The 26,301-nt window shown below is 66.7% G+C and carries 31 protein-coding genes; 7 read left to right on the top strand and 24 right to left on the bottom strand.

Translation table 11 applies throughout. The features are described from left to right. Nucleotides 1-17: 17 nt before the first annotated feature. The 8 genes from ACTT2I_RS05785 to rlmE all read right to left on the bottom strand — a co-directional run bounded on the left by ACTT2I_RS05785 (nt 18) and on the right by rlmE (nt 7,276). Nucleotides 18-512: a CinA family protein gene (locus ACTT2I_RS05785; protein ID WP_019183317.1), complete on the bottom strand. Its 495-nt coding sequence runs from the start codon at nt 510-512 to the stop codon at nt 18-20. 190 nt (nt 513-702) lie between these two features. After that, on the bottom strand, nt 703-2,013 hold the full coding sequence (hflX, locus tag ACTT2I_RS05780; RefSeq protein ID WP_088432252.1) for a ribosome rescue GTPase HflX: 1,311 nt from the start codon (nt 2,011-2,013) through the stop codon (nt 703-705). A gap of 26 nt (nt 2,014-2,039) precedes the next feature. Continuing rightward, the gene (gene hfq, locus ACTT2I_RS05775; protein WP_019183319.1) at nt 2,040-2,321 is read right to left on the bottom strand and encodes an RNA chaperone Hfq; all 282 of its coding nucleotides are present in this window, start codon (nt 2,319-2,321) and stop codon (nt 2,040-2,042) included. Between the two features lie 107 nt (nt 2,322-2,428). Continuing rightward, nucleotides 2,429-3,382 carry a tRNA (adenosine(37)-N6)-dimethylallyltransferase MiaA gene (gene miaA, locus ACTT2I_RS05770; protein ID WP_421099580.1) on the bottom strand — a complete coding sequence of 318 codons (954 nt, stop codon included), beginning with the start codon at nt 3,380-3,382 and terminating at the stop codon, nt 2,429-2,431. After that, nucleotides 3,382-4,281 (bottom strand): dihydropteroate synthase, encoded by a 900-nt coding sequence (gene folP / locus ACTT2I_RS05765; RefSeq protein ID WP_088432254.1) that lies wholly within the window; start codon nt 4,279-4,281, stop codon nt 3,382-3,384. The genes miaA and folP overlap by 1 nt, the downstream gene beginning before the upstream one ends. A gap of 82 nt (nt 4,282-4,363) precedes the next feature. Continuing rightward, on the bottom strand, nt 4,364-4,549 hold the full coding sequence (locus ACTT2I_RS05760; protein ID WP_088432255.1) for a hypothetical protein: 186 nt from the start codon (nt 4,547-4,549) through the stop codon (nt 4,364-4,366). Nucleotides 4,550-4,649: 100 nt separating this feature from the next. Then, on the bottom strand, nt 4,650-6,590 hold the full coding sequence (gene ftsH, locus ACTT2I_RS05755) for an ATP-dependent zinc metalloprotease FtsH (protein WP_172407459.1): 1,941 nt from the start codon (nt 6,588-6,590) through the stop codon (nt 4,650-4,652). Nucleotides 6,591-6,643: 53 nt separating this feature from the next. After that, on the bottom strand, nt 6,644-7,276 hold the full coding sequence (gene rlmE, locus ACTT2I_RS05750; RefSeq protein ID WP_088432257.1) for a 23S rRNA (uridine(2552)-2'-O)-methyltransferase RlmE: 633 nt from the start codon (nt 7,274-7,276) through the stop codon (nt 6,644-6,646). Between the two features lie 65 nt (nt 7,277-7,341). On the opposite strand from rlmE, the gene yhbY reads away from it, so the two are divergent. Further along, a complete protein-coding gene (gene yhbY, locus ACTT2I_RS05745) occupies nt 7,342-7,647 on the top strand; it encodes a ribosome assembly RNA-binding protein YhbY (protein ID WP_019183325.1) in 306 nt (101 codons plus the stop codon). A gap of 13 nt (nt 7,648-7,660) precedes the next feature. Beyond that, nucleotides 7,661-8,035: an Mth938-like domain-containing protein gene (locus ACTT2I_RS05740; RefSeq protein ID WP_421099581.1), complete on the top strand. Its 375-nt coding sequence runs from the start codon at nt 7,661-7,663 to the stop codon at nt 8,033-8,035. Nucleotides 8,036-8,087: 52 nt separating this feature from the next. On the opposite strand, the gene ACTT2I_RS05735 is transcribed toward ACTT2I_RS05740, so the two are convergent. The 4 genes from ACTT2I_RS05735 to surE are packed head-to-tail and all read right to left on the bottom strand — an operon-like array spanning nt 8,088 to nt 10,948. Beyond that, the gene (locus tag ACTT2I_RS05735) at nt 8,088-8,864 is read right to left on the bottom strand and encodes a peptidoglycan DD-metalloendopeptidase family protein (protein ID WP_088432259.1); all 777 of its coding nucleotides are present in this window, start codon (nt 8,862-8,864) and stop codon (nt 8,088-8,090) included. Then, entirely contained in the window at nt 8,861-9,475 is a 615-nt protein-coding gene (locus ACTT2I_RS05730) for a YqaA family protein (protein WP_088432260.1), read from the bottom strand. The genes ACTT2I_RS05735 and ACTT2I_RS05730 overlap by 4 nt, the downstream gene beginning before the upstream one ends. 19 nt (nt 9,476-9,494) lie before the next feature. Further along, complete coding sequence (locus tag ACTT2I_RS05725) at nt 9,495-10,172, bottom strand: protein-L-isoaspartate(D-aspartate) O-methyltransferase (protein WP_293979434.1); 678 nt, start codon at nt 10,170-10,172, stop codon at nt 9,495-9,497. Continuing rightward, a complete protein-coding gene (surE, locus tag ACTT2I_RS05720; RefSeq protein ID WP_088432262.1) occupies nt 10,169-10,948 on the bottom strand; it encodes a 5'/3'-nucleotidase SurE in 780 nt (259 codons plus the stop codon). Before surE ends, ACTT2I_RS05725 begins: the two co-directional genes overlap by 4 nt. A gap of 186 nt (nt 10,949-11,134) precedes the next feature. On the opposite strand from surE, the gene ACTT2I_RS05715 reads away from it, so the two are divergent. Then, nucleotides 11,135-11,674 carry a Smr/MutS family protein gene (locus ACTT2I_RS05715; RefSeq protein WP_088432263.1) on the top strand — a complete coding sequence of 180 codons (540 nt, stop codon included), beginning with the start codon at nt 11,135-11,137 and terminating at the stop codon, nt 11,672-11,674. A 145-nt stretch (nt 11,675-11,819) separates the two neighbouring features. On the opposite strand, the gene truD is transcribed toward ACTT2I_RS05715, so the two are convergent. The 10 genes from truD to ACTT2I_RS05665 all read right to left on the bottom strand — a co-directional run bounded on the left by truD (nt 11,820) and on the right by ACTT2I_RS05665 (nt 19,427). Next, entirely contained in the window at nt 11,820-12,857 is a 1,038-nt protein-coding gene (gene truD, locus ACTT2I_RS05710) for a tRNA pseudouridine(13) synthase TruD (RefSeq protein WP_088433175.1), read from the bottom strand. Then, complete coding sequence (gene ispF, locus ACTT2I_RS05705; RefSeq protein ID WP_088433176.1) at nt 12,854-13,351, bottom strand: 2-C-methyl-D-erythritol 2,4-cyclodiphosphate synthase; 498 nt, start codon at nt 13,349-13,351, stop codon at nt 12,854-12,856. Before ispF ends, truD begins: the two co-directional genes overlap by 4 nt. Before the next feature lie 37 nt (nt 13,352-13,388). Further along, complete coding sequence (gene ispD / locus ACTT2I_RS05700) at nt 13,389-14,087, bottom strand: 2-C-methyl-D-erythritol 4-phosphate cytidylyltransferase (RefSeq protein ID WP_088433177.1); 699 nt, start codon at nt 14,085-14,087, stop codon at nt 13,389-13,391. After that, nucleotides 14,084-14,434 (bottom strand): cell division protein FtsB, encoded by a 351-nt coding sequence (ftsB, locus tag ACTT2I_RS05695; RefSeq protein WP_088433178.1) that lies wholly within the window; start codon nt 14,432-14,434, stop codon nt 14,084-14,086. Before ftsB ends, ispD begins: the two co-directional genes overlap by 4 nt. Nucleotides 14,435-14,438: 4 nt before the next feature. Then, nucleotides 14,439-15,725 (bottom strand): phosphopyruvate hydratase, encoded by a 1,287-nt coding sequence (gene eno, locus ACTT2I_RS05690; protein WP_121041757.1) that lies wholly within the window; start codon nt 15,723-15,725, stop codon nt 14,439-14,441. A 70-nt stretch (nt 15,726-15,795) separates the two neighbouring features. Further along, entirely contained in the window at nt 15,796-16,212 is a 417-nt protein-coding gene (locus ACTT2I_RS05685; protein WP_253247674.1) for a hypothetical protein, read from the bottom strand. Further along, complete coding sequence (gene kdsA, locus ACTT2I_RS05680; protein ID WP_088433181.1) at nt 16,209-17,039, bottom strand: 3-deoxy-8-phosphooctulonate synthase; 831 nt, start codon at nt 17,037-17,039, stop codon at nt 16,209-16,211. Before kdsA ends, ACTT2I_RS05685 begins: the two co-directional genes overlap by 4 nt. 105 nt (nt 17,040-17,144) lie before the next feature. Beyond that, nucleotides 17,145-18,809, bottom strand: coding sequence for a CTP synthase (locus ACTT2I_RS05675; protein WP_088433182.1), 1,665 nt, complete (start codon nt 18,807-18,809; stop codon nt 17,145-17,147). Further along, nucleotides 18,806-19,066, bottom strand: a complete 261-nt coding sequence (locus tag ACTT2I_RS05670; RefSeq protein ID WP_088433183.1) for a hypothetical protein — start codon at nt 19,064-19,066, stop codon at nt 18,806-18,808. Before ACTT2I_RS05670 ends, ACTT2I_RS05675 begins: the two co-directional genes overlap by 4 nt. A gap of 121 nt (nt 19,067-19,187) precedes the next feature. Continuing rightward, nucleotides 19,188-19,427 carry a hypothetical protein gene (locus ACTT2I_RS05665; protein WP_176989627.1) on the bottom strand — a complete coding sequence of 80 codons (240 nt, stop codon included), beginning with the start codon at nt 19,425-19,427 and terminating at the stop codon, nt 19,188-19,190. 163 nt (nt 19,428-19,590) lie between these two features. Here ACTT2I_RS05665 and parE point away from each other — a divergent pair, with 163 nt between their 5' ends. After that, nucleotides 19,591-21,480, top strand: a complete 1,890-nt coding sequence (gene parE, locus ACTT2I_RS05660) for a DNA topoisomerase IV subunit B (RefSeq protein ID WP_421099582.1) — start codon at nt 19,591-19,593, stop codon at nt 21,478-21,480. 123 nt (nt 21,481-21,603) lie between these two features. After that, nucleotides 21,604-22,176: a GNAT family N-acetyltransferase gene (locus tag ACTT2I_RS05655; RefSeq protein ID WP_421099583.1), complete on the top strand. Its 573-nt coding sequence runs from the start codon at nt 21,604-21,606 to the stop codon at nt 22,174-22,176. Nucleotides 22,177-22,293: 117 nt separating this feature from the next. On the opposite strand, the gene ACTT2I_RS05650 is transcribed toward ACTT2I_RS05655, so the two are convergent. Together ACTT2I_RS05650 and ACTT2I_RS05645 are read right to left on the bottom strand one after the other, a co-directional pair. Next, nucleotides 22,294-23,415: an inorganic phosphate transporter gene (locus ACTT2I_RS05650; protein WP_088433187.1), complete on the bottom strand. Its 1,122-nt coding sequence runs from the start codon at nt 23,413-23,415 to the stop codon at nt 22,294-22,296. Nucleotides 23,416-23,428: 13 nt separating this feature from the next. Next, nucleotides 23,429-24,055 carry a DUF47 domain-containing protein gene (locus ACTT2I_RS05645; RefSeq protein ID WP_088433188.1) on the bottom strand — a complete coding sequence of 209 codons (627 nt, stop codon included), beginning with the start codon at nt 24,053-24,055 and terminating at the stop codon, nt 23,429-23,431. A 282-nt stretch (nt 24,056-24,337) separates the two neighbouring features. Here ACTT2I_RS05645 and ACTT2I_RS05640 point away from each other — a divergent pair, with 282 nt between their 5' ends. Both ACTT2I_RS05640 and ACTT2I_RS05635 read left to right on the top strand, forming a co-directional pair. Then, nucleotides 24,338-25,648 (top strand): hemolysin family protein, encoded by a 1,311-nt coding sequence (locus tag ACTT2I_RS05640; RefSeq protein ID WP_088433245.1) that lies wholly within the window; start codon nt 24,338-24,340, stop codon nt 25,646-25,648. Next, a complete protein-coding gene (locus ACTT2I_RS05635; RefSeq protein ID WP_088433189.1) occupies nt 25,632-26,291 on the top strand; it encodes an exopolysaccharide biosynthesis protein in 660 nt (219 codons plus the stop codon). The genes ACTT2I_RS05640 and ACTT2I_RS05635 overlap by 17 nt, the downstream gene beginning before the upstream one ends. The last annotated feature ends 10 nt before the right edge of the window (nt 26,292-26,301 follow it).

The following is a 26,301-nucleotide window of genomic DNA, read 5'->3' as shown; positions in this document are numbered from 1 at the left end:
CACACCCGGTCAGAATGTCACAACAGCGGGAAGATTCCCGTCAGCGCCTGCTGCACGGTCTGCCGCCGTATGGCTTCGCGGTCGCCGTCGAACTGGAACAGCTGCGCACGCGCGTAGCCGCCCCGGCCCTTCCAGCCGATCCAGACGCTGCCGACCGGCTTGTCCTCGCTGCCGCCGCCCGGGCCGGCAATTCCGGTCACCGCCACGGCGATGCCGGCACCGGAATTGATCAGCGCGCCAGAGACCATTTCCAGTACGGTCTCGCGGCTGACCGCACCGAACTGTTCCAGCGTCTGCGCGCGCACGCCGAGCAGGCGTTGTTTGGCTTCGTAGCTGTAGACCACCATGCCGCAATCGAAGAACGCCGAGGAGCCCGCGATATCGGTCATCGCCTTGGCGATCCAACCGCCACTGCAGCTCTCGGCGGTGACCAGTTGCAGGGAGGCCTGCTGGAGGCGCTGGCCCACGTCACTGGCGAGGGCGCCCAGCTCGGCGTCGGAAGGAACGGTCATGGGGAATCCTGGATCAACGGGGGACGAACGCCCCCTGTTTTAGCCGAAATCGCGCGTGGTGTCGTGTGTCGCCGGGCGCGACGGAAGGTCGCGCGCCCAGGATCCTGCGAGCCGGCCAGCGGCCGGCACGCCGAGTCGTGCAGCAGCGCCGCGAGGCTGATGGAGCGCCGGCCGCTGGCCGGCACACCCATCACCACTCCGGAAGCTTCTCCGGGAGCATCGCGCGGATCGGTTCGCCGCCCTCGCCGGCCGCCAGCTTCTCGGCCTCGGCGATCGGAATTTCGACCTGCAGCAGCCAACCGTCTTCGTCGGTTGCTTCGTCGCGGACCACCTCGAGCTGATGCAGGCGCGAACGCAGGCGACCGGCACTGGGCGGCAGCCGCAGCTCGCCACTGACGTGTTGCAGGCCCAGGCGCTTGCCCAGCACGGCCTGCAGCAGCGGCAGGCCGACGTTGTCGCGGGCGGAAATCCAGACCCGTTCGCGGCGTGCGTTGTCGGGGATGCCGTCCTGCCCGTCGTGACGGACCTCGGCCCCATCGATGCGGTCGATCTTGTTGAACACCAGCAGTTGCGGCAGATCGCCCGCGCCAATGGCGGTCAGCACTTCATCCACCTGCGCGATGCGCTCCTCACGGTGCGGATCGGCGGCATCGACCAGGTGCAGCAGGAAGTCCGCTTCGCGGGCTTCAGACAAGGTCGAGCGGAACGCTGCCACCAGATCATGCGGCAGGTCGCGGACGAAGCCGACGGTATCGGCGAGCACAACGCTGCCGCCCGGCAGCGCGATGCGGCGCACGGTCGGGTCCAGCGTCGCGAACAACTGGTCCGCGGCATACGCCTCGGCACCGGTCAATGCGTTGAACAGGGTCGACTTGCCGGCGTTGGTGTAGCCCACCAGGGCCACGCGCGGCAGCTCGCTGCGCAGGCGGGCACGGCGCATCTGGGTGCGCTGCACTTCCACCTTTTCCAGCTTCTTCTGCAGCTGTTCCACCCGCTTCTGCAGCAGGCGGCGATCGGTTTCCAGCTGGGTTTCACCCGGGCCGCGCAGACCGATGGAACCGCCGCGCTGGCGCTCCAGATGGGTCCAGCCGCGGATCAGCCGCGTGGACATGTGGCGCAGCTGCGCCAGCTCGACCTGCAGCTTGCCTTCGTGGCTGCGCGCACGCTGGGCGAAGATATCCAGGATCAGCCCGGTGCGGTCGATCACGCGCCGTTCCAGGAACCGCTCCAGGTTGCGCTCCTGCCCCGGCGACAGCGCATGGTTGACCAGGATCAGGTCGGCGCCGGTCGCATCGGCCGCGGCCTTGACCTCATCCAGCTTGCCGCTGCCGATCAGGATCGACGGATTGGGCCGATCGATGCGCGCGGTCAACGTGGCCGCGATGCTGGCCCCGGCGGAGCGGGCCAGATCGGTGAACTCTTCAAGCACGTCATCTTCAAGCCGGCCGACATGCGGCTGGATCAGGAGTGCGTGTTCGCCTCGCTTGGAACGGTCAAACACGCAGTTCTCCAGAATTTTTCACGCGGTCACTCAACGTCGTCATCACCTTGGACGCCCTCGGCGCCATCATTGGACTGCACATAGCCACCACCGGGCCCGACCTTCACATTGCGTGCCGGCACCACGGTCGAAATGGCGTGCTTGTACACCATCTGGCTCACCGTGTTACGCAGCAGCACCACGAACTGGTCGAACGATTCAATCGTTCCCTGCAGCTTGATGCCATTGACCAGATACACCGACACCGGCACACGTTCGCGCCGAAGTGCATTCAGAAACGGATCCTGCAGCGATTGCCCCTTGGACATTGCACACTCCTGATTATTGTTTTTATGGTCTTCCGGCAGTTGCCACGGCCCCCGCCGCCCGCCGGAACCCTTGATGGTACACGGGGCGGGTGCGTGAAGGCGTGGACTCAGCGTGCGACGAAGGTCGACACCGCATCTGCCAGGGAAGCCCTGTCTAGATGGGGATCGAACCAGCGCGCATCAAGCTCCCCGCGCAACCAGGTCAGCTGGCGCTTGGCCAGCTGGCGGGTGGCCTGGATGCCGCGCTCCCGGAACTCTGCGACCGTCCCCTGCCCGTCCAGGTACTCCCAGGCCTGTCGGTAGCCCACTGCACGCACCGCCGGCAGATCCAGCGGCGCGGCCACCGCGGCCATGGCGGGAAGGGTGCGCAGGCCACGCACTTCCTCGAGAAATCCCTGCGCAAGCATGGCGTCGAAACGGGTTTCGATACGCTGGTGAAGCACCTTGCGCTCGCGCGGGGCCAACACCAGCTTGAGCGCCCGGACCGGCAGACGGTCCACGCCGGGCAGCTTCTGCCAGTCGCTGATCGGGGTGCCGGTCAGGCGATGGACCTCCAGCGCACGCTGGATGCGCTGCGGGTCGGTGGCATGAATGCGCTTTGCCGCCGCCGGATCGATGCCGGCCAGCTGGGCGTGCATCGCCGCCCACCCCTGCTCGGCCGCCTCGGCGGCAATCTGCGCCCGCGTCGCCGGATCGGCCTCGGGCATCGGCGACAGGCCCTGCAGCAGGGCGCGGAAGTACAACCCCGTGCCACCGGCCAGAATCGGCATCCGACCGCGCGAAATGATGTCGCGCACGGCCCTCGCCGCGTCGCCGGCGAACTCTGCCGCCGAATAGGTCTGCCACGGGTCCCGGACATCCAGCAGATGATGCGGCGCCTGCGCGCGCTCGGCGGCATCGGGCTTGGCCGAGCCGATGTCCAGCCCGCGATAGACCAGCGCCGAATCCACGCTGACGATCTCGCCGCCCAGCTGTTGGGCGAGCGCGATCGCGGTGGCGGTCTTGCCCGACGCGGTCGGGCCCATCACCGCGATCGCCAGCGGACGTTGGTCGACGGCCATCAGTCCTCGTCCGGCCAGCGCGGCATCGCCGGTGCGGCCGACACCCGCGGCATCGGCACGGCATCGACCGCCGCCCAGACCTTCAATGCATCCACGGTGGCCGCGACATCGTGCACGCGCAGCAGCATCGCACCCCGCTGGGCAGCGATCAGGTGCGCGGCGACCGAACCGGCCACGCGGTCACGCGGGTGCTCACGGCCGGTCAGCTCACCGATGCTGCGCTTGCGCGACAGGCCGGCCAGCATCGGCACGCCCAGCTCGAGAAAGCGGTCCGAGCGGGCCAGCAGGATCATGTTGTGCTCGGTGGTCTTGCCGAAGCCGAAGCCCAGATCGATGATCAGGTGCTTCTTGGCGACACCGGCCATCTCGGCCTGGAACATCCGCTCGGTCAGGAAGCGATGCACTTCGGCGACCACGTCGTCGTAGTGCGGCGTGTCCTGCATGCTGCCCGGTTCGCCCTGCATGTGCATCAGCACTACCGGCACATCGAGTTCGGCGGCAGCCGCCAGCGCACCGGGCTGGCGCAGTGCATGGATGTCATTGATCAGACCCGCACCGGCCGCAACCGCGGCGCGCATCACCTCGGGCTTGAAGGTGTCGATGCTGATCGGCACGGACGTTTCGCGCGCCAGGCGTTCGATCACCGGGATGACCCGGCGCAGCTCCTCATCCAGCGGCACCGGCGCACTGCCGGGCCGGGTTGACTCGCCGCCAATGTCGAGCAGGTCGGCCCCTTCGGCCACCAGCTGCAGCCCATGCGCGACCGCGGACTCGACGCTGTCGTGCTTACCGCCGTCGGAGAACGAATCCGGGGTGACGTTGACGATGCCCATGACCCGCGGGCGATCCAGCCGCAGCAGGCGGCCACCGCAATCGAGCTGGGGGGAGATATCGAACATGGGCAGATCCACAAAGTACGCCAGCGCGTAGTTTACGCCGGACCACGCGAGCGCCTGCCGGTCGCGCTGACGAAGCGTGCCCTCAGCGCTGGCGGCGCTTGCGCTCCACGTACACCGTCTTGGCGATGCTCATCAGCACACCGACCGCGATGCCGATGCCGGCGCCGAGCAGGAAGTTGTCGCGGGTCAGGCCGATGGCCACGCCAATGATCGTGGCGATCACCATTTCAGTGGTGTGCGAGACCGGTTGCGGCGGGGGTGCGGACATGGCGACTCCAGAACGGGAACGAAAACGGACGGTCATTATGACCTGACCGAAACGACGAAGGCCGGGTTTCCCCGGCCTTCGTCACTTACGTGGGCACCCCTCAGATCTGCTCGGCAGGGCCGGCGATCGGGGCGACCGGACGGGCATCGCCGCCCTTGTCGTTGTTGCCGCCATCCTTGTTGCTGGGGGACTTGCCCCAACCCGCCGGCGGCGGCGGATCGCGCCCTTCCATGACGGCGTTGATCTGCGGCGCATCGATGGTCTCGTATTGCAGCAGCAGCTGGGACATCGTGTGCAGCTTGTCCAGGTTGGCGGTCAGCAGCTCGGTGGTACGGGCGTAGGCCTTGTCCAGGATACTGCGGACCACTTCGTCGATCCGGCGCGCGGTGTCATCCGACACGCTCTTGTGCTGCGTCACCGAACGGCCGAGGAACACTTCATCGTCTTCTTCACCGTAGGCGATCGGACCGAGCTCGTCGGACAGGCCCCACTTGGTGACCATGTTGCGGGCCATCTTGGTGGCGCGCTCGATGTCGTTGGACGCACCGGTGGTGACCTTGTCGGTGCCGAAGATCAGCTCTTCAGCCACGCGCCCGCCATACAGCGAGCACAGCTGCGATTCGATCGCCACGCGGTTCATCGAGTACTTGTCGCCTTCCGGCAGGTACATCGTCACACCCAGCGCGCGACCGCGCGGAATGATGGTGACCTTGTAGACCGGATCGTGCTCGGGCACCAGACGGCCGACGATGGCGTGGCCGGCTTCGTGATACGCGGTGAGCGTCTTTTCTTCTTCGCTCATCGCCATCGAACGGCGCTCGGCACCCATCAGGATCTTGTCGCGGGCACGGTCGAAGTGGTCCATGCGGACTTCCTTCTCACCGCCACGTGCGGCAAACAGCGCGGCTTCGTTGGCCAGATTGGCCAAGTCCGCACCGGAGAAGCCCGGGGTACCGCGCGCGATCACCATCGGCTCGACATCGTCGGCCAGCGGCAGCTTGCGCATGTGCACCTTGAGAATCTGCTCGCGGCCCTTGACGTCCGGCAGGCCGACCACGACCTGGCGATCGAAACGGCCCGGGCGCAGCAGCGCCGGATCGAGCACGTCCGGACGGTTGGTGGCGGCGATGACGATCACGCCCTCGCCTCCCTCGAAACCGTCCATTTCGACCAGCAACTGGTTCAGGGTCTGCTCGCGCTCGTCATGACCGCCGCCCAGGCCGGCGCCGCGATGGCGACCGACAGCGTCGATTTCATCGATGAAGATGATGCACGGTGCCTGCTTCTTGGCCTGCTCGAACATGTCGCGCACGCGGCTGGCGCCGACGCCGACGAACATTTCCACGAAGTCCGAACCGGAGATCGAGAAGAACGGAACCTTGGCTTCACCGGCGATCGCACGGGCCAGCAGGGTCTTGCCGGTACCCGGCGGGCCGACCATCAGCACGCCGCGCGGAATCTTGCCGCCCAGCTTGGTGAACTTGGTCGGGTCGCGCAGGAAGTCGACCAGTTCGCCGACTTCTTCCTTGGCCTCGTCGCAACCGGCGACGTCAGCAAAGGTAACCTTGATCTGGTCTTCGCCCTGCAGCTTGGCGCGCGACTTGCCGAAGGACATCGCGCCCTTGGCCCCGCCGCCACCGCCCTGCATCTGGCGCATGATGAAGATCCAGAAACCGATGATCAGGATCACCGGGAGGAAGTTCATCAGGATCGCGCCCAGCGAGATGCCGCTGGACGGAGGTGCCTGTTCGAATTCCACCTTCTTGCCGCGCAGCACGTTGATCAGATCACGATCGTAGGGCGCGGTGATGGTGCTGGTCTGGCCGCTGCGGGTGGTATAGGTCACATCGTTGGCACCGCCGCGCATTTCGCCCAGCACTACTTTCTGGATGTTGCCGCTGTCCACCTGGTCCAGGAACTGCGAGTACGTCGCCCCCTGCGCGCCGGCTCCGCTGCTCTTCGGCGAGAAGCTCTGGAAGACCACCATCAGCACGACGGCGACGACCACCCATAGCAGGAGGTTCTTGGTCAAGTCGTTCATCCTCATTGGCTCCGGTGTTCCTCTAATTCCTGACGCGATTCGTATGGTTGAGCTTACTTGATCTGCGCGCGTTTTCCCTGCCCCAAGGCGTACACCTCGGGCGAGCGCTTACGGGACGCTTCAGGCTTGCGGATCACCACTTTGTCGTACCGGCGGCGCATTTCGCGCACATAGTCGTCAAAGCCCACGCCCTGGAACAGCTTGATCAGGAACGCGCCACCGGGCTTGAGATGGTTGTCGGCAAACTCCAACGCCAACTCCGCCAGGTGCATCATCCGCGGTTGGTCCACCGCGTCCATTCCACTCTTATTGGGGGCCATATCCGAGAGCACAAGGTCTACCGGCTGATCCCCCAGCATGGCTTCGAACTCCGATAGGACGGTTTGCTCCCTGAAGTCACCGTGAAGGAACTCCACGCCGGCCAGCGGCGGCATCTCCAGGATGTCCAGGGCCAGCACCCGGCCGGTATCGCCGATCTGGCGGCGGACCTGCTGGGACCAGCCGCCCGGGGCGGCGCCCAGGTCGACCACGACCATGTGCGGCTTCAGCAGCCGATCCCGCTCCAGCAGCTCCTCCAGTTTGTAGGCCGCGCGCGAGCGCATGCCCTCGGCCTGGGCCTTCTTCACGAAGGGGTCGGCGAAGTGCTCTTTCAACCAACGTTGACTGCTTTTGCTGCGGGTTGCCATTGAGATGCGGGTCCGATGGGGAGGTCATGATACCCTGATCGCCCCAGTTAACCGCTTGTTCCTGAATGGCTATCGCCCTGACGTCTTCCCAAACCCGTTTCCTCCGCGGCCACGCGCATGATCTGAAAGCCCTGCTCCAGATCGGCGGCAAGGGGGTGACACCGGCCTTCCTGGCTGAACTGGAAGAGGTGCTGGAGCGCCACGAGCTGATCAAGGTCAAGGTCGCTGCCGAAGACCGCGAGGCCCGTGATGCCCTGATCGCCGAGCTGGTCAGTGCCAGCGAAAGCGCGCTGGTGCAGCGCATCGGCCACGTGGCCGTGCTGTACCGCCCGAGCAAGGAACAGCGCCAGATCGTCCTGCCGCGCGGCTGATCCCGGAACGCCCATGCAGCTGAGCCACGAAATCCCCGACTACGCCTATGCCCTGCGTGCCGCCGATGGCCGCAGCGCGAAGGTGAATGACCGGACCCTGGCGGCCAGTTTCATCCTGGCCCCGGACACGCTGATCGAAGCCTGGCCGGTGGCGGACATCGCCCGCCTGACCCCGGAAGACCTAGCGCCGGTGCTGGCGCTGAACCCGGCGCTGGTGGTGCTGGGCACGGGCGATACCCAGGTGTTCCCGCCTCCGGCGGTCATGGCCGCGTGCCTGACCCGGGGGATTGGACTGGAAGTGATGAACAACCCGGCGGCCGCACGGACCTACAACATCCTCGCCAGCGAGGGTCGCAAGGTGGCGGCGGCATTCATCCTGAAGGGGTGAGACCGGCGATTCCGTTCAGAAAAGGCCGCCCCTGGGGCGGCCTTTTTCGTGGTTACTTCGGCGGCAGGTACAGCAGCGGGTCGACCGGCTTGCCGTTGTAGCGGATCTCGAAGTGCAGCATGTCGCGCGCGGCGCCGGTGCGGCCCATCTCGGCAATCTGCTCGCCGGCCTTCACGCTCTGCCCTTCGTTGACCAGGCGCTTGCGGTTGTGGCCATACGCCGACAGCCACTGGTCGCTGTGCTTGATGATGATCAGCTCACCGAAACCGACCAGGCCGGCACCGGAGTACACCACCACACCCGCCGCGGTCGCCCGGACCGGCTGGCCGCTGGTACCGGCGATGTCCACGCCCTGCTTGGTCGCTTCACCGGCGACGAAGCGGCCGACGATGGCCCCATCGGCGGGCCAGCGCCAGCTGATGTTGCTCTTGATCGCAACGGTCGGTGCCGGGGTGGCGGCCGGGGCCGTGCCGCCGGGACGCGGCGCAGTGACCACGGTGGTCGGGGCACGGCCGGGGCTGCCGCTGCCACCCGGGAACAGGCGCAGGGACTGGCCCGGATAAATGGTGTACGGCTCGGCCAGCCCGTTCCAGGCAGCCAGATCGCGCGGGGTGATGTTGTGGATGCGGGCCAGCGCATACAGCGTGTCGCCGCGGCGCACGACAGCGGTCTGGCCCGGCTTGGCCACCGAGGTTTGTGGCGTGCTGTGGGCGACGCCGCCCGAGCCCGAGGGCCGCACCACGGTGGCAGTGCCGCAGGCGCTCAGCGCCGACACCACCAACAGCAGCGCGCCGGTGCGCACTCCCTTGCTCAAACGATCAGCACTCATGCGAACTTCGACCTCCATACAAGCCAGGCGACCAGCACGACCACCAGCGCGGTCGCGATCCAGCCCAGCGGTTCAATCCAACGGCGCAGCGCAGCTTCCGCACGCGGCCCGCCAATACGAATGACCGCCGCCAGCACGTACACGCGCTTGCCACGGCCGATCAACATGCTCAGGAAATACTGCGGCAACGGCACGCCGACGATACCCGATGCCCATGTGAAGACCTTCATCGGGATCGGCATGAAACCGCCCAGCACCAGGAAGGTGAACACCGCCCAGGGCGACTCGGCCATCTTGGCCTGCACGATGGCGATGCCGCCTTCGATGCTGCCCAGCATGCCCATCGCGGCGAACGCCGGCTTGAGCGCTTCAAAGGCGAAATGGCCCAGCGCATAGCCGACCAGCGCACCGGCCATCGAGCCGGCCAGGCTGAGCGTGGCGAACCACCAGCCGCGCTTGGGCTGGGCCACGCACATCGGTGCCAGCATCACCTCGGGCATCACCGGGAAGATGATCGCCTCGATGAAACTCAGCACCGTGAGATAGGTCGGGGCGCGCTCGTGCGCGGCCCACTTCATTGCCCGCTCGTACAGCGGACCAAAAATCTTCATGACGCAACGCTCCTTGGAATCAGTCCAGCATGCCAGACAGCAACGGGACGAACGTGACCGGTGCCAGTACCTGCTGTTCGACACTGCCGTCATCGCGACGGGTCAACTGGATCAGCGACTGCGCGCCCGGGCCACCGACCGGCGCGACCAGGCGGCCGCCCACGGCCAGCTGCTCGACCAGCGCATCGACCAGCGCCGGTGCCGCCGCCGTCACAACGATCGCATCGTAAGGGCCGTGCTCAACCCAACCGACACGGCCGTCGTCATGCTTGCTGCGGATGTTCATGCCCAGCGCACGGAAACGCTTGCGCGCCTGGCGCAGCAGATCACCGATGCGCTCGACCGTGTACACCTCCAGCCCGATCGCGCCCAGCACGGCGGCCTGGTAGCCCGAGCCGGTGCCCACTTCCAGCACCGTCTTCGGCGCGGACTGCAGCACCGCTTCGGTCATGCGCGCCACCACCCAGGGTTGCGAAATGGTCTGGCCGTGCCCGATCGGCAGCGCGGTGTCTTCATAGGCACGCGAGGCCAGTGCTTCATCGATGAACAGGTGGCGCGGCACCACGCGGATCGCATTGAGGGTGGCTTCGTCGGTGATGCCGGCGTCGCGCAGGCGATCGACCAAACGGTCGCGGACCCGCTGCGAGGTCATGCCGATACCGACCGCTTCGGGCTGCAGGCGCAGGCGCGGGCTCATGAAGGCTGGTCCAGCGCGTCGGTGAGCCCGGCCACCCAGCTGGCCACCTTTTCCAATGCCTGGTAACGGGTGAGGTCGACCTGGATCGGCGTGATCGAGATGTAGCCGTTGCGGACCGCGTGGAAATCCGTGCCGGGGCCGGAATCCTGCTCACGTCCGGCCGGCCCGATCCAGAACACTTCATTGCCGCGCGGGTCGCGCTGGGCGATGCAGCCTTCGGCACGGTGGCGGTTGCCCAGCCGGGTGACTTCAAAGCCCCGGACCTCGCTCCACGGCAGGTCCGGCACGTTGACGTTGAGGATGGTGTCGGCCGGCAGCGGGTCGGCCTTGAGCCGGGTCACGATCTCGACCGCGGCGCGGGCCGCCGTTTCAAAGTTGCGCGGTTCGTGGTTGTGCGTGACCAGCGACATCGCCACCGCGGGCAGGCCCAGGAAGCGCCCTTCCATCGCCGCCGAGACGGTGCCGGAGTAGATCACGTCATCGCCGAGGTTGGCGGCATTGTTGATGCCCGATACCACCATGTCCGGCTCGTACTCGAGCATGCCGGTCAGGGCCAGATGCACGCAGTCGGTCGGCGTGCCGGCCACCGAGCAGGTGTAGTGGTCGATGCGCTTCATGCGGATCGGCAGGTCCAGGGTCAGCGAATTGCTGGCGCCGGAGCGATCACGATCGGGGGCGACCACGGTCACTTCATGACCGGCGTCACGCAATACCGTGGCGAGCATCTTGATGCCCGGCGCATCGACACCATCGTCGTTGCTGACCAGAATCCGCATCTGCGATTTAACCGCTTGATTTTTCAAGACTTCGATTCCATCACTTCCCACTGTTGGCGGCGGTGGCCCTGCCCCTTCCGGAGCGGGACGACCGCGCAAGTGCGTCAGCTATTGTGCCGCAAGCGGACAGATCGTCCTACCCCGATAACGGTAGGCATCGCCTCGTCCGCCCATTAGGCTGTACGCATGTCACATCCTGAAGACGAAGATCCCGCAGCCCTGTTCCGGGCCGCCATCGGCGAGGTCAAACCGCTGCGCAAGGTGGTGACTGCGCCGCCAGCCACGCCGCGGCCGAAACCGCGCGCGCGGATGGCCGAGCAGGATGAACAGGAGGCCCGCGGGGAATTCGCCCGGCTGCTGCGCGACAGCAGCCCGCTGGAGGCCGGCGATACCGCCAGCTACCGGCGCGAGAACCTGCCGCCGCGGATGTTCCAGCGGCTCAAGCGTGGGCAGTATTCGGTGCAGGACGAACTGGACCTGCATGGTGCGACGGTGGCCCAGGCCGAGACGCTGGTGCGGCAGTTCCTGGTGGAGGCCCACGCGCATGAGTACGGCTGCGTGCGCATCATCCATGGCAAGGGACTGCAATCCGATGGCGGCGCACCGGTGCTGAAGAATCTGGTCGATCGGCTGCTGAGGCTGCGCAACGACGTGCTGGCATTTCATTCCGCGCCCGCCGGCCAGGGCGGCACCGGCGCGGTGCTGGTACTGCTGAGCAACCGGTAACGCCGCCCCCCGGAATCCCCCCGCCCCACACGACGGGGTAGAGCCGACCGTTGGTCGGCTGAGCACCCTGCCGCAGATGCACGGGGTAGAGCCGACCGTTGGTCGGCTGAGCTAGGCAGCCGACCAACGGTCGGCTCTACGTGGCTCAGGTATCGGACTGGCTGGCGTCTTCCACCGGGCCGAGTTCGTGCAGCACTGCGGTGGCATAGCAACCCGGCGGCAGCGCGAAGCTCAATTCCAGCACGTCCGCCGCCAGCCACTGGTGCTGCAGCATCGCCGGGCGCAGGCGCAGCGCGCGGCGCTCCTGCTTCAGGCGGGCGCTTTCCAGCCCGGCACGCAGCGCGAGCGATTGCGCATCGGCGACCGCGCCCCGTTCCAGTTCGGCGGCGGCACCGGTGCTGCGCAGCTCGCCCTCGCCCCACAACGGGCCGCTGGGATGGATGTCGAAGCGGGCAAGTCGATCAGCCAGCAGATCGGTCCACGGCTCCGGGCCGAACACACTGCGGCTGCCATCGAGCATCCAGACCTCGCCGTCCAGCGGCGTGTCCCAGTTGCCCTGCTCCACGCGCGCCGCCAGGACCTGGTTGAACAGCGCCGAGCGTGCGGCCGAGAGCAGCAGCGAGCGCTGGTCCGGGCGCATGCGGCGCCCGCCGAACATGGCCAGCGCCGCCGGCACATTGCCACCGTCACGACCGAAGCGCTGCTCCCCGAACCAGTTCGGCAGGCCACGCGAGGCGATATGCGACAGGCGTTCTTCGATGGCCGCGGCATCGCCCTGCACATCGCGCAGGACCAGCTTGAATCGGTTGCCGGCCAGGGCACCGCGCTGCAATTTCCGGTTGTGCCAGGTCGACTCGACCACCTCGATCTCGTCCGAAGCCAGCAGTGCCGGGTCCGGTGCCACGCGCTTGGGCAGGTGCACGCTGAAGCGCTGGGTGGTGACCGCATGACGGTCCTTCATCCCGGCGTAGCTGACCGCCATGTCAGGCAGCCCGGCCCACTTGGCCAGTACCTTGGCGACATGCACGGTATTGGCGCCGCGCTTGCGGATGGTCAGCAGCAGGTGTTCGCCCTCGCCGCTCGGCTCGAAGGCCGGCAGTTCGTCGACCTGGAAATCCTCGGGCGTGGTGCGGATCTTCGCGGTGAGCAGCGGCGCACCGAACGCCAGCGGCAACGGGATCACAGCGCCACCAACAGCACGCTGGCCTGGGCAGCAATGCCCTCACTGCGGCCGGTGAAGCCCAGTTTCTCCGACGTGGTCGCCTTGACGCTCACGCAGTCCAGCGCGATCCCCAGCACGGCGGCGATGCGCTCGCGCATGGCCAACGCATGCGGGCCGACCTTGGGCCGCTCGCAGATCACGGTGATGTCGGTGTTGCCGACCTGCCAGCCGCGCTCACGCAGCAGCCCGTTGCAGTGCGCGAGCAGGTGCGCGCTGTCCGCGCCTTTCCAGCGCATGTCGGTCGGCGGGAAATGCACACCGATGTCGCCCAGCGCCAGCGCACCCAGCATCGCATCGCACAGCGCATGCAGGATCACATCGCCGTCGCTGTGCGCGAGCACGCCACAGCTGTGCGCGACGCGGATCCCGCCGAGCATGATGTGGTCGCCCTCGCCGAAGGCATGGACGTCGTAGCCCTGTCCGATGCGGAAGGGAGGAAACTGTGGCGTGGTCATTGCGGGAACCTGCGGTTGGGTGTGGCGCGTGCGGACGTCAGGGTTCGCGACGCGACAACACGAATTCGAAACGGGACAGATCAGCCGGGGTGGTGACCTTGAAGTTGTCTTCGCTGCCTTCCACCAGCAGCGGGCGCAGCCCTTGGCGCTCCATGGCCATGGCCTCGTCGGTGACCTCCACGCCGGCGTCGGCCGCCTCCTGCAGCGCGCGCGCCAACTGGTGGCGGCGGAACAGCTGCGGGGTCAGCGCACGCCACAGGCGCTCGCGCGGTTCGGTGGCATCGATGCCGCCATCATCGCCGGCGCGCTTGAGCGTATCGCGCACCGGTGCGGCCAGGATCGCCCCGACCGGGTCGGCACGGCCGACTTCCAGCAGGCGACCGAGATCGGCCGCGGCCAGGTTGGGGCGTGCTGCGTCGTGCACCAGCACGAAATCATCGGCGCGCACGTCATCGGGCAAGGCATGCAGGCCGGCCAGCACCGAACCGGCGCGGGTCGCCCCACCGATGCAGGTCAGAATGGGTTTGTCCGCCAGTGACTGCCAGCCCGGCCAGTCGGCGTCATCCTCGGCGACCACCACCATCACCCCGGCCACGACCGGGTGCGAGAGCAAGGCCTCGAGGGTATGGGCCAGCAGGACGCGGTCGCCGGCCAGCAGATACTGCTTGGGCGTGGGCCCGCCGAAGCGGGTGCCACGGCCAGCGGCGGGAACCACCGCCCAGATGCCGGCCATCAGGGCACGTCCTGGTGCGGTGCGTCCGGATCGGACACAGCCGTCGGCGCACGCGGCGGCGGCACCGGCGCGTCTTCGACCACGCGGTAGAACTTTTCGCCGGGCTTGATCATGCCCAGCTCGCTGCGCGCGCGTTCTTCGATGGCCGCCTCGCCTTCCTTGAGGTCCTTGACCTCGGCAGCGAGCGCGTCATTGCGCTGCTGCAGGCCGGCGTTGTCCCGCTTCTGGTTCTCCACTTGGGCCTCGAGCATCATCACCTCGCCCGAGTTGCCCGGCCCAAACCAGAAGCGGTACTGCAGCCATCCCAGCAGCAGCGCGAGCACCAGCAGCAGCCAGCGCCAGTTGCGCATGGGATCAGCGCTTCAGCGACACGAACGCGTCACGACCGGCGTAACGCGCGCCGGCACCGAGGGCTTCCTCGATACGCAGCAGCTGGTTGTACTTGGCCACGCGATCACTGCGGCACAGCGAGCCGGTCTTGATCTGGGTGGCAGTGGTGGCCACGGCGATATCGGCGATGGTGGTGTCTTCGGTTTCACCCGAACGGTGCGAGACGATCGAGGCGTAGTTGGCCGCGTGCGCCATGGCGATCGCTTCCAGCGTTTCAGTCAGGGTGCCGATCTGGTTGACCTTGATCAGGATCGCGTTGGCGGTACCGGACTCGATGCCTTCCTTGAAGATCTTCGGGTTGGTGACGAACAGATCGTCGCCGACCAGCTGCACCTTGTTGCCGATGCGGTCGGTCAGCAGCTTCCAGCCGGCCCAGTCGTTCTCGGCCAGGCCGTCTTCGATGGTCACGATCGGGTACTGCGCGGCCCAGTCGGCCAGGAAATCGACGAACTGCTCGGAGGTCAGGCGCTTGTTCTCGCCGACCAGGTTGTACTTGCCGTTCTCGTAGAACTCGCTGGAGGCCACGTCCAGGCCCAGCAGGACGTCTTCACCGGCGGTGTAGCCGGCCTTGCCGATGGCTTCCAGGATGGTGTCCAGCGCTTCGACGTTGCTGCGGAAGTCCGGTGCGAAACCGCCTTCGTCGCCCACTGCGGTGCTCAGGCCATGGCCCTTGAGCACCGACTTGAGCGAATGGAAGATTTCGGTACCGGCACGCAGCGACTCGGAGAACGAGGTGAAGCCGACCGGCAGCACCATGAATTCCTGGAAATCGACGTTGTTGTCGGCATGCGCGCCGCCATTGATGATGTTCATCATCGGCACCGGCAGGGTCACGTCGCGGCCGTTGGCCAGGTGCTGCCACAGCGCCTGCTTCTTCGAGGCGGCCACGGCATGGGCATTGGCCAGCGAAACCCCCAGCAGCGCGTTCGCACCCAGGCGGCCCTTGTTCTCGGTGCCGTCCAGATCGATCAGGCGGCGGTCCAGGCCTTCCTGGTCGGCGGCATCGAAGCCCTTCAGCGCCGTGGCGATCGTGGTGTTGACGTTGGACACGGCGTTGCGCACGCCCTTGCCCAGGTAACGGGTCTTGTCGCCGTCACGCAGTTCCACGGCTTCCTTGGTGCCGGTCGAGGCGCCCGACGGCACCGCGGCACGACCGAACGAGCCGTCCTCGAGGATGACTTCGGCTTCCAGCGTGGGGTTGCCACGGCTGTCGAGGATTTCACGGGCGTGGATGCTGCGGATCGTGGTCATAGCGGGCCGGTTACCAGTCAGAGAGGGGGAGGCGCCGCCAACGCAGCGCCAAAAAAAACATGCCGCGTGATTATCCCTGCACACCCGCCACTTGCCAAATCGGCGTAGCGGCGGGCAGCACCCCGGCCACGCTGGCGTGGCGCGAGACCAGCGACGGGATCAACAGCACCAGCATCAGCACGGCCAGCAGCGCCAGCGCGGCACCGCCACCGGCCGCCTGCCGGCGCAGCCGGAACGCGAGCACGCTGGCGGTGACACAGACCAGCGCCACGGTGCCGGTCAACGACAGCGTCACCAACAGCAGCGGGCGCACCGAGCGCAGCGCGTTGTCACCATCGCCGGGCGAGCCGACGCTGGCGAACACCAGCAGCACCAGCACGAACACGCCGCCCCAGGCGGTGATCGCCGCACCCAGCGCGATCCAGCCCCAGGCCCAGCCGCGCCAGCCGCGGCGCACCGCGGGTGACGCCGGTACGTCGGCCATCATGCGAAGCGCGAGAACCCGTGCTTCTTGGTGACCGCGTCGAGTTCCATCAGCGTTTCGAGCAGTTCTTCCATGCGGTCCAGCGGCCACGCGTTGGGGCCATCGGACAGCGCCTTGGACGGATCCGGATGGGTCTCGGCGAACAGGCCCGAGACGCCGACCGCCACTGCCGCGCGCGCCAGCACCGGCACGAACTCGCGCTGGCCGCCGGAGCTGTTGCCCTGCCCGCCCGGCAGCTGCACCGAGTGGGTGGCATCGAACACGACCGGGCACCCGGTATCGCGCATCACCGACAGCGAACGCATGTCGCTGACCAGGTTGTTGTAGCCGAAGCTGGCACCGCGCTCGCAGACCATGATGTCCTGGTTGCCGGTGGCCTTGGCCTTCTCCACGACCGGCTTCATGTCCCACGGCGACAGGAACTGGCCCTTCTTGATGTTGACCGGCTTGCCGGTCGCGCAGACCTTGGTGATGAAATCGGTCTGACGCACCAGGAACGCCGGGGTCTGCAGCACGTCCACCACCGAGGCCACTTCGTCCATCGGGGTGTATTCGTGCACGTCGGTCAGCACCGGCACGCCGATCTGCTTCTTCACTTCAGCCAGGACCTTCAGGCCCTCTTCCATGCCGGGGCCGCGGAAGGCAGTGCCCGAGGTACGGTTGGCCTTGTCGAAGCTCGACTTGAAGATGAAGTTGATGCCGAGGCGATCGGTGATTTCCTTCAACTTGCCAGCCACGTCCAGCTGCAGCTGCATCGACTCGATCACACACGGGCCGGCGATCAGGAACAGGGGCTGGTCCAGCCCGACGTCGAATCCACACAGTTTCATGGCGTTTCCTTGTTGTCCGGCGGACACTGGCCAGGCCAGCCGCCGTGGGTGATTAGCGCTCTGCAATGGGGGCACGCGGCCCCCGCTGCAAGTGCGGCGTGCCGATCAGGCGGCGGCGTCCTGCGCCAGCTTGCCACCGGCCTTGCGCTCGCGCGCGGCACGGATGAAGCCGATGAACAGCGGGTGGCCTTCGCGCGGGGTGGACAGGAACTCCGGGTGCGCCTGGCAGGCCAGGAACCACGGGTGCTGGTCGCGCGGCAGTTCGATGACTTCCACCAGGGTGTCGTCCATCGACTTGCCGGCGATCACCAGGCCCGCATCTTCCAGCTGGGTGCGGTAACGGTTGTTGAACTCGTAACGGTGGCGATGACGCTCGGACACCACGTCCTTGCCGTACAGCTCGCGGGCCAGCGTGCCCGGCTTCAGGCGCTGCTCCTGCAGGCCCAGGCGCATGGTGCCGCCCAGATCGCTCTTGTCGTCACGCTTCTCGACATCGCCGGTGGCGGTGCGCCACTCGGTGATCAGGCCGATCACCGGGTTCGGCGACTGGCGGTCGTTCTCGGTGCTGTTGGCGCCTTCCAGGCCGGCCACATGGCGGGCGAAATCGACCACCGCAGCCTGCATGCCGTAGCAGATGCCGAAGTACGGTACGTGCTGCTCACGGGCGAACTGCGAGGTCAGCACCTTGCCTTCGAAGCCACGGTCGCCGAAGCCGCCCGGCACCAGGATGCCGTCGACATCCTTGAGCGCGGCCAGATCGCTGTCTTCCAGCTCCTGCGCTTCGAGCCACTTCAGGTTGACCTTGGTGCGCTGGCGCAGGCCGCCATGCTTGAGCGCTTCACCGACCGACTTGTAGGCGTCCTGGTGATCGACATACTTGCCGACCACCGCGATGGTGACCTCGTCCAGCGGGTGCAGGGTGGCATCCACCGCGGCTTCCCACTCGGCCAGATCGACCGGGCCGGCCTTGTCGCCGAGCTTGAGCTGGTTGACCACGATCTCGTCCAGACCCTGTGCGTGCAGGCCCATCGGAATGCGGTACAGCACGTCCACGTCCGGCACGCTGATCACGGCGCGCTCGGAGACGTTGGTGAACTGGGCGATCTTGCGGCGCTCCGAATCCGGCACGACCTGCTCGGAACGGCACAGCAGCACGTCCGGCTGGATGCCGATCGAGCGCAGTTCCTTGACCGAGTGCTGGGTCGGCTTGGTCTTCAGCTCGCCGGCGGCGGCAATGTACGGCACCAAGGTCAGGTGCATGAACAGCGCCTTCTCCGGGCCGCGCTCGGTGCGCACCTGGCGGATCGCCTCCAGGAACGGCAGCGACTCGATGTCGCCCACGGTGCCGCCGATCTCCACCAGCGCCACGTCGAAGCCTTCGGTGGCCTCGTCCATGCAGCGGCGGATCTCATCGGTGATGTGCGGGATCACCTGCACGGTTGCGCCGAGGTAGTCGCCGCGGCGCTCCTTGCGGATCACGTTCTCGTAGATGCGACCGGTGGTGACCGAATTCTTGCGGCTCAGGCGGGTGCGCACGAAGCGCTCGTAATGGCCCAGGTCCAGATCGGTCTCGGCGCCGTCGTCGGTGACGTAGACCTCACCGTGCTGGAACGGGCTCATGGTGCCCGGGTCGACGTTGATGTACGGATCGAGCTTCATCATCGTCACCCGCAGGCCGCGGGCCTCGAGGATGGCGGCAAGCGACGCGGCGGCAATACCTTTGCCGAGCGAGGACACTACGCCGCCGGTTACGAAGATCAAGGGAGTCATGGCTGGGGGTGTCCTGTCAGGAAGGGGGAAACGGCGCCGGCGCGCAGGGCGACGGACGACGTGAAGGGGGAAATCGGGATGAGCCGGGCGGCAGCGGAAGATTCACGCGCCTGGGCCGGGATCAGGGGGGATGCGGTGCGGGAGTGGGTCAGCGACGTCGGGTCAGCCGTGCCGGCCGCTGTCTGGACCGTCACCTCCTGCCTACCCTGCTGGCGATCGCGCACGATCAGGCCAGTCCATTCGCTGATGGATGACACGCACTACTCCCGGAAAGCCATAGTTTACAGATTGACGGCCTCCAGCCCAAGGGGCGGATGACGGTCTTCACATAAAAAACGCCCCGGCCAGGCCGGGGCGTCGGTAATCAGACAACAGGAATCAGCGCTTCTTCCGCGCTTCTTCTTCCTCTTCCTTCTGCGGGGCCTGCTCGCCCCTGGCCTTCATTTCGGCCGTGGCGGCGGCACGGCGCTTGGCCTTGGCGTCCGCCTCGGCCTGCGCCTTGTCGGCCTGTTCGCCCTGCTGCGGCGTGGGCTGGCCCTGTCCGGCGTTCTGGGCCAGTGCCATGGGCACGGCCACCACGGCGGCGGCGATGGCAACGATGGTCAGCAACTTCTTCATGGGGTGCTCCTCGCGGTATGGCATGGAATGGGGCGCCGGAGGGTCCGGTTTCCCATCCAGCACAGTCTATCGCGCCCCGGTCGGCCGCCCCCTGAACGTGTGGCGTGCAAAAAACCCGTCCAGACCGCAAACTTCGCCGTCGCATTGCGCTTTATGAAGACAGATGAACGCCCGCTATAACGCCGCCGATATTGAAGTCCTGTCCGGCCTGGACCCGGTCAAGCGCCGCCCCGGCATGTACACCGACACCGCGCGCCCGAACCATCTGGCGCAGGAAGTCATCGACAATGCCGTCGACGAAGCCTTGGCCGGACATGCCCACACGGTCGAAGTCACGCTGTTCAAGGACGGCAGCTGCGAAGTCAGCGATGACGGCCGCGGCATGCCCGTGGACATCCACCCCGAGGAGAAGATCCCCGGCGTCGAACTGATCCTGACCCGCCTGCATGCGGGCGGCAAGTTCAACAACAAGAACTACACCTTCTCCGGCGGCCTGCATGGCGTTGGCGTCAGCGTGGTCAACGCGTTGTCCACCCTCGTCGAAGTGCATATCAAGCGCGACGGCAGTGAACACCGCATCACCTTCCGCAAGGGCGACCGCGCCACCCCGCTGGAAGTGGTCGGCAGCGTCGGCAAGAAGAACACCGGTACCCGTGTGCGCTTCTGGGCCGACCCGAAGTATTTCGATACGCCCAAGTACAACCTGCGTGGGCTGCGCCACCTGCTGCGCGCCAAGGCCGTGCTGTGCCCGGGCCTGACCGTGAAGCTTCACGATGAAGCCACCGGCGAGCAGGACACCTGGTACTACGAAGATGGCCTGAGCGATTACCTCAAGGCCGAGCTCGGCGAGCGAGAGATGCTGCCGGCCGACCTGTTCGTGGGCCACCTGAAGAAAGAAAACGAAATCGTGGACTGGGCCCTGGCCTGGATTCCCGAGGGCGAGCTGGTCCAGGAAAGCTACGTCAACCTGATCCCGACCGCCCAGCACGGCACCCACGCCAACGGCCTGCGTACCGGCCTGACCGAGGCGCTGCGCGAGTTCTGCGACTTCCGCAACCTGCTGCCGCGTGGCGTCAAGCTGGCCCCGGAAGATGTCTGGGACCGCGTGTCGTTCGTGCTGTCGCTGAAGATGACCGACCCGCAGTTCAGCGGCCAGACCAAGGAACGCCTGTCCTCGCGCCAGGCCGCCGGGTTCGTCGAAGGCGCCGCGCACGATGCCTTCAGCCTGCTGCTCAACCAGAACGTCGCATTGGGCGAGCAGATCGCGCAGCTGGCCATCGAGCGCGCGAGTGCGCGCCTGAAGACCGAAAAGCTGGTGACCCGCAAGAAAGTCACCCAGGGCCCCGCCCTGCCCGGCAAGCTGGCCGACTGCATCAGCCAGGACCTGTCGCGGACCGAGCTGTTCCTGGTCGAAGGCGACTCCGCCGGCGGCAGTGCCAAGCAGGCGCGTGACAAGGACTTCCAGGCGATCCTGCCGCTGCGCGGCAAGATCCTCAACACCTGGGAAGTGTCCTCGGGCAGCGTGCTGGCCTCCGAGGAAGTGCACAACCTGGCTATCGCGATCGGCTGCGATCCGGGCAAGGAAGACATCGCCGGCCTGCGCTACGGCAAGGTCGTCATCCTGGCCGACGCCGACTCGGACGGCCTGCACATCGCGACCCTGCTGACCGCGCTGTTCCTCAAGCACTTCCCGGCGCTGGTCGATGCCGGCCACGTATTCGTGGCGATGCCGCCGCTGTTCCGTGTCGACGTGGGCAAGCAGGTGTTCTACGCCCTGGACGAGGAAGAGAAGCGCACGATGCTGGACAAGATCGAGCGCGAGAAGATCAAGGGCCAGATCAGCGTGACCCGCTTCAAGGGCTTGGGTGAAATGAACCCGCAGCAGCTGCGCGAGTCCACCATCCATCCCGATACCCGCCGCCTGGTGCAGCTGACCATCGACGATGGTGAGCAGACCCATTCGCTGATGGACATGCTGCTGGCCAAGAAGCGCGCCAGCGACCGCAAGGGCTGGCTGGAAAAGAAGGGCGATCTGGCCTCGCTGGAAGTCTGATCCGCCTGATGTGACACCGAAAGAACCCGCCTCCCGGCGGGTTTTTTCTTGCCTGTGCCACCGGGCATGGATGCATGCAGCGGGAAGGATTACCGTGGCGTCACCGCATTCGCAGGAACCCCCATGCCGTTCGATCCCACCCTGCAACTGGACAGTGCGCGCCTGGTGCTGACACCGATCCGCGCCACGGACGCGCAGGCATTGTTCGCGATCCAGTCCGACCATGCCGGCATGCGCTATTGGAACCATCCCGCGTGGACCGACCTCAAGCAGGCCTACGTGCAGATCCTCGACGACCTCGCCGCACTGGATGCAGGCACGCAGCTGAAACTGGCGATCCGTGAGCACGTGGACGGGCCGCTGCTGGGCATCGTGGTGGTGTTCGCGATCGACGAGACCTCCAGGCGCGCGGAGATCGGGTATCACCTGGCCGCGTCGGCACAGGGCAAGGGCTACATGCACGAGGCGCTGTCACGGTTCGCGGCCTACCTGTTCGATGCACTGCGCCTGCGTCGGCTGGAGGCGGAAATCGACCCGCGCAACGTGCCCTCGGCCAAGGTGCTGGAGCGGCTCGGCTTCCAGCGCGAGGGGCTGCTGCGGGAGCGCTGGCGGGTCGCCGGCGAGATCTCCGATTCAGCCGTCTACGGCCTGCTGGCACGGGAGTGGCAGGATCAGGCCGACCCGGCGCCGCGATAGCACCGGCGCGGCGCCACCCTGCGGGTAGCGACCTCGCCCCGCCCTGCCCGGCACGCCCACTCCCACGAAAAAGCCCGCCTGGCGGCGGGCTTTTCGTTGTTCCAGCGGGTGGACCGATCAGGCCCAGCCGAACATTTCGAACAGACGCAGGATCAGGTACGCACAGCCGCCGGCGGCCGGGATCGTCAGGATCCAGGCCCACACGATCCGCTCGATCACGCCGAAGCGCAGCGAACGCGGGTTCTTGGCGAAGCCCACGCCCATGATTGCGGTGGAGATGCTGTGCGTGGTCGAGACCGGCATGCCGAAGTGCGCGGCCACGGTCAGGATGGTGGCCGAGCTGGTCTCCGCGGCGAAGCCGTGGATCGGATGCAGCTTGACCATCTTGTGGCCCAGGGTCTTGATGATCTTCCAGCCACCCGAGGCGGTACCGGCAGCCATCACCACGGCGCAGGTCAGCACGATCCACATCGCGATGCCGTCACCGGCGGTCGCGTCCGGGTGCATGAAGGCCAGCCAGGACGGCAGGTCGTTCAGCGCACCGGTCGCCTCGGCACCGATCAGGGTCATGGCGATGATGCCCATGGTCTTCTGTGCATCGTTGTGGCCGTGGGCGAAGCCCATGTAGGCCGCCGAGACGATCTGGGCCTTGCCGAAGAACGCATTGACGATGCGCGGGCGGGCCAGACGGCCCAGGAAACCACCGATCTTCGCCATGCCGGCGATCAAGCCCCACAGCAGCAGCATCACCGCGATGCCGAGCAGGAAGCCGGCGATCGGCGAGGTGATCATCGGCAGGAACACCTTCCACAGCAGACCCTTGTTCTGGGCCCAGGTGCCGATCCGCTCGGACCAGATCAGCGCGTCCCAGTTGTTGTGGGCCGCGGCCAGGCCGGCGCCGCACAGGCCGCCGATCAGGGCGTGCGAGGAGGAGGACGGCAGTCCCTTCCACCACGTGATCAGGTTCCAGATGATGCCGCCCAGCAGCGCGCACAGGATCACCTGCGGGGTCACATCGACCACGTTGGTGTTGAGCAGGCCCGAGGCGATGGTCAGCGCGACGGCGGTGCCGGTGAGCGCGCCGATGAGGTTCATGAACGCGGCGAGCATCACCGCCCAGCCGGGCGAGAGCACTTTGGTCGCCACCACGGTGGCGATGGAGTTGGCGGTGTCGTGGAAGCCGTTGATGAACTCGAAGACGAGCGCGGCCAGGATCACCACCAGAACAAGGGTCAGCATGCTGTGGTGTCCGTCAGCTGTTCTTCAAGACGATCTGGTACGCGACCACGCCGGCCTCGCGGCAACGATCGATGGCCTTTTCCAGGATCTCGAAGAATTCCTTGAGCAGGAACATCTGCAGGCTGTCCAGGCGGCCGGAATAGATGTCGCGGTACAGCTCGAGCATCAGCCGGTCGGCTTCGTTTTCCAGCGAGCGCAGCTTTTCGTTGAGCGCGGTCATCCGGTCCAGGTTCATGTGGCGCAGGTCGCCCACCATCTCCACCACTACGCTGGCGGCCTGCTCCAGCATCGCCGCACGCGGGGCGAAATCGATGTGTTCCAGGTGCTGGGTGGCCAGCGAATAGCGATCGGCGAACTTCTCGATCTGCTTGGGAATCTTGTACAGCGCCGAGCCCAGCGCTTCGATGTCTTCGCGCTCGATCGGGGTCATGAAGCTGTCGACCAGCGCCTGGCTGATCTTGTCGGAGGCCGCGCGCTCGCGCAGGCGGGCCAGCTTGAAGGCGTCCAGCGCCGGCTGGCGGTCCGCTTCGCGCAGCATCGCGTGCAGCGCCTTGGAACTGTCCTGGGCGGCCTGGGCAGCCTCGTCCAGCAGGGTGTAGAACTGTTTGCCGGAGCCAAAAATGGTCTGCAGAGAGAACATTGAGAAACCTATTCGCCGTCGAGGAAGGACGGCACCGGGCGGAATTATGACGGTTTGATGTCCAATCCGGGTACTCCCCGTCATCTTCACGCTCCCGCGGCCCTGCCTGAACGACCCTGATTGCATCCCTGCCCCGGCCTTTTGTTAAGATGCGCGGGCACCTTCGGGTGCACTCTATGGACGACGACCCTTACCCCCCGCCGCACCGCCGCGCTTACGCGCCCTCCGGTAGCCGACATCGCTTGAACACGCCCTCCCTGCCACCAACCGGGGATGACGCCCGTGTTTGAACTGATTGTTGTCCTCGCCCTGATCCTGCTCAACGGCTTCTTCGCCATGTCCGAGATGTCGGTCATGACCTCGCGCAAGAGCCGCCTCAAGCAGATGGCCGGCTCCAGCAAGCGCGCCGAGCGCGCCCTGGCCCTGTCCGAGAAGCCCGAGAACTTCCTGTCCACCGTCCAGATCGGGATCACCCTGATCGGTATCCTGACCGGCCTGTTCGGCGGTGAGGCCATCGGCCTGACCATCGCCGAGTGGCTGCAGGGCATGTTCCCGGCGTTTGCTTACGCCGGCGTGGTCGGCAAGACCCTGGCCGTGGCCCTGATCACCTTCCTGACGCTGATCTTCGGCGAACTGGTGCCCAAGCGGCTGGCGCTGACCCGTTCGGAGGACATCGCCGGCCTGGTCGCGTTGCCGATGAGCTGGCTGGCCAGGATCGCCGCCCCCGGCGTCTGGCTGCTGTCCCACTCCACCCGCCTGGTGCTGCGCGTGCTGGGGCTGGGCAAGGACGAATCGGCGTCGGTGACCGAAGAGGAAATCCGCATGCTGGTGGCCGAGAGCCACGAAGCCGGCGTGATCGACGCCCACGAACGCGACATGATGAACCGCGTCATGCGCCTGGGCGACCGCACCGCCGACAGCCTGATGACCCCGCGCAACCGGATCGCCTGGCTGGATACGCTGGCCGAACCGGAGAAGAACATCGCGACCATGCGCGAGAACGAATTCTCGCGTTACCCGGTATTCCGCGGCAACGACCAGGACATTGTGGGCGTGCTGGAGGTCAAAAGCCTGGTGACCCGCCTGGTGCGCGATGACCATTCGCTGTTCCAGAACCTGCGCGAGCCGCTGTACGTCTCCGAATCCACCCACGCGATGAAGCTGCTGGAGATCTTCCGCGAGGAACAGCAGTCGATGGCGCTGGTGGTGGACGAGTACGGCGAGATCCAGGGCCTGGTCACCATCAGCGACCTGATGGGCGCGGTGGTCGGCCGCCTGCAGTCGGTGGAGAACGTGGACGAGGACGCACTGGTGGTGACCCGTGAGGACGGCTCGTTCCTGGTCGATGGCTCGCTGTCGATCGAGGACCTGCGCGAACTGATGGGCAACGCCGAGCTGCCCGATGCCGACGATGGCGATTACTACACGCTGGCCGGCATGTGCATCCACTATTTCGGCCGCATCCCGCATGCGGGCGAGTACTTCGATTGGGCCGGCTGGCGCATCGAGATCGTCGATCTCGACGGTGCCCGTGTCGACAAGCTGCTGCTGCGCACCCTGAGCGAAGACGAAACCGATGACATCACCGGCTGAGCCGACACCGCCGGACCCGACGCGGCCGCAGTACCGCAACGAGGGTATCCGTACCCTGCTGGCGATGTTCGACCACGGTGACCCGGAGGAACGGCTGCTGCTGGGCCAGATCCTGCAGGACCTGCAGCAGAGCGCGTTCGGCGTGTTCCTGTTCGTGGCGATCCTGCCGGCGTTCATTCCGATTCCGGGGATCGGCGGGGCGGTCAGTGGGCCGCTGGTGATCCTGATCGGCGCGCAGATGCTGTGCGGCATGCGCCGGCCCTGGCTGCCGGGCTTCATCCGCAACCGCGGGCCCAAGCGCGGCACCATGCATCGCTTCCTGGAGCGGATCAACGGCCCGCTGCGCCGCCTGGACCGGCTGCTCAAGCCGCGTCTGCCGGGGCTGCTGGTGCCGCTGCCGGCGCATGCCTTCAGCGGCCTGCTGCTGATCCTGATCGGCCTGCTGCTGTCGCTGCCGATCCCGCTGACCAATTACCTGTTCGGCTTCCAGCTGCTGCTGTTCGCCCTGGCACTGCTGGAGCGTGATGGCGTGCTGATGCTGCTCAACTGGATCGGCGCAGTGGCAGCCGTGCTGTTCTTCGGCTTCAGCTCGGGGCAGCTGGTGGGATATACGGTGGACCTGTTCCAGCGCTGGTTCGGCTGAGGCCGGCCCC

It is taken from the genome of Stenotrophomonas sp. PUT21, assembly GCF_052232875.1.
Classification (GTDB): Bacteria; Pseudomonadota; Gammaproteobacteria; order Xanthomonadales; family Xanthomonadaceae; genus Stenotrophomonas; species Stenotrophomonas maltophilia_N.
This window is presented reverse-complemented; position numbering and strand designations above follow the sequence as displayed.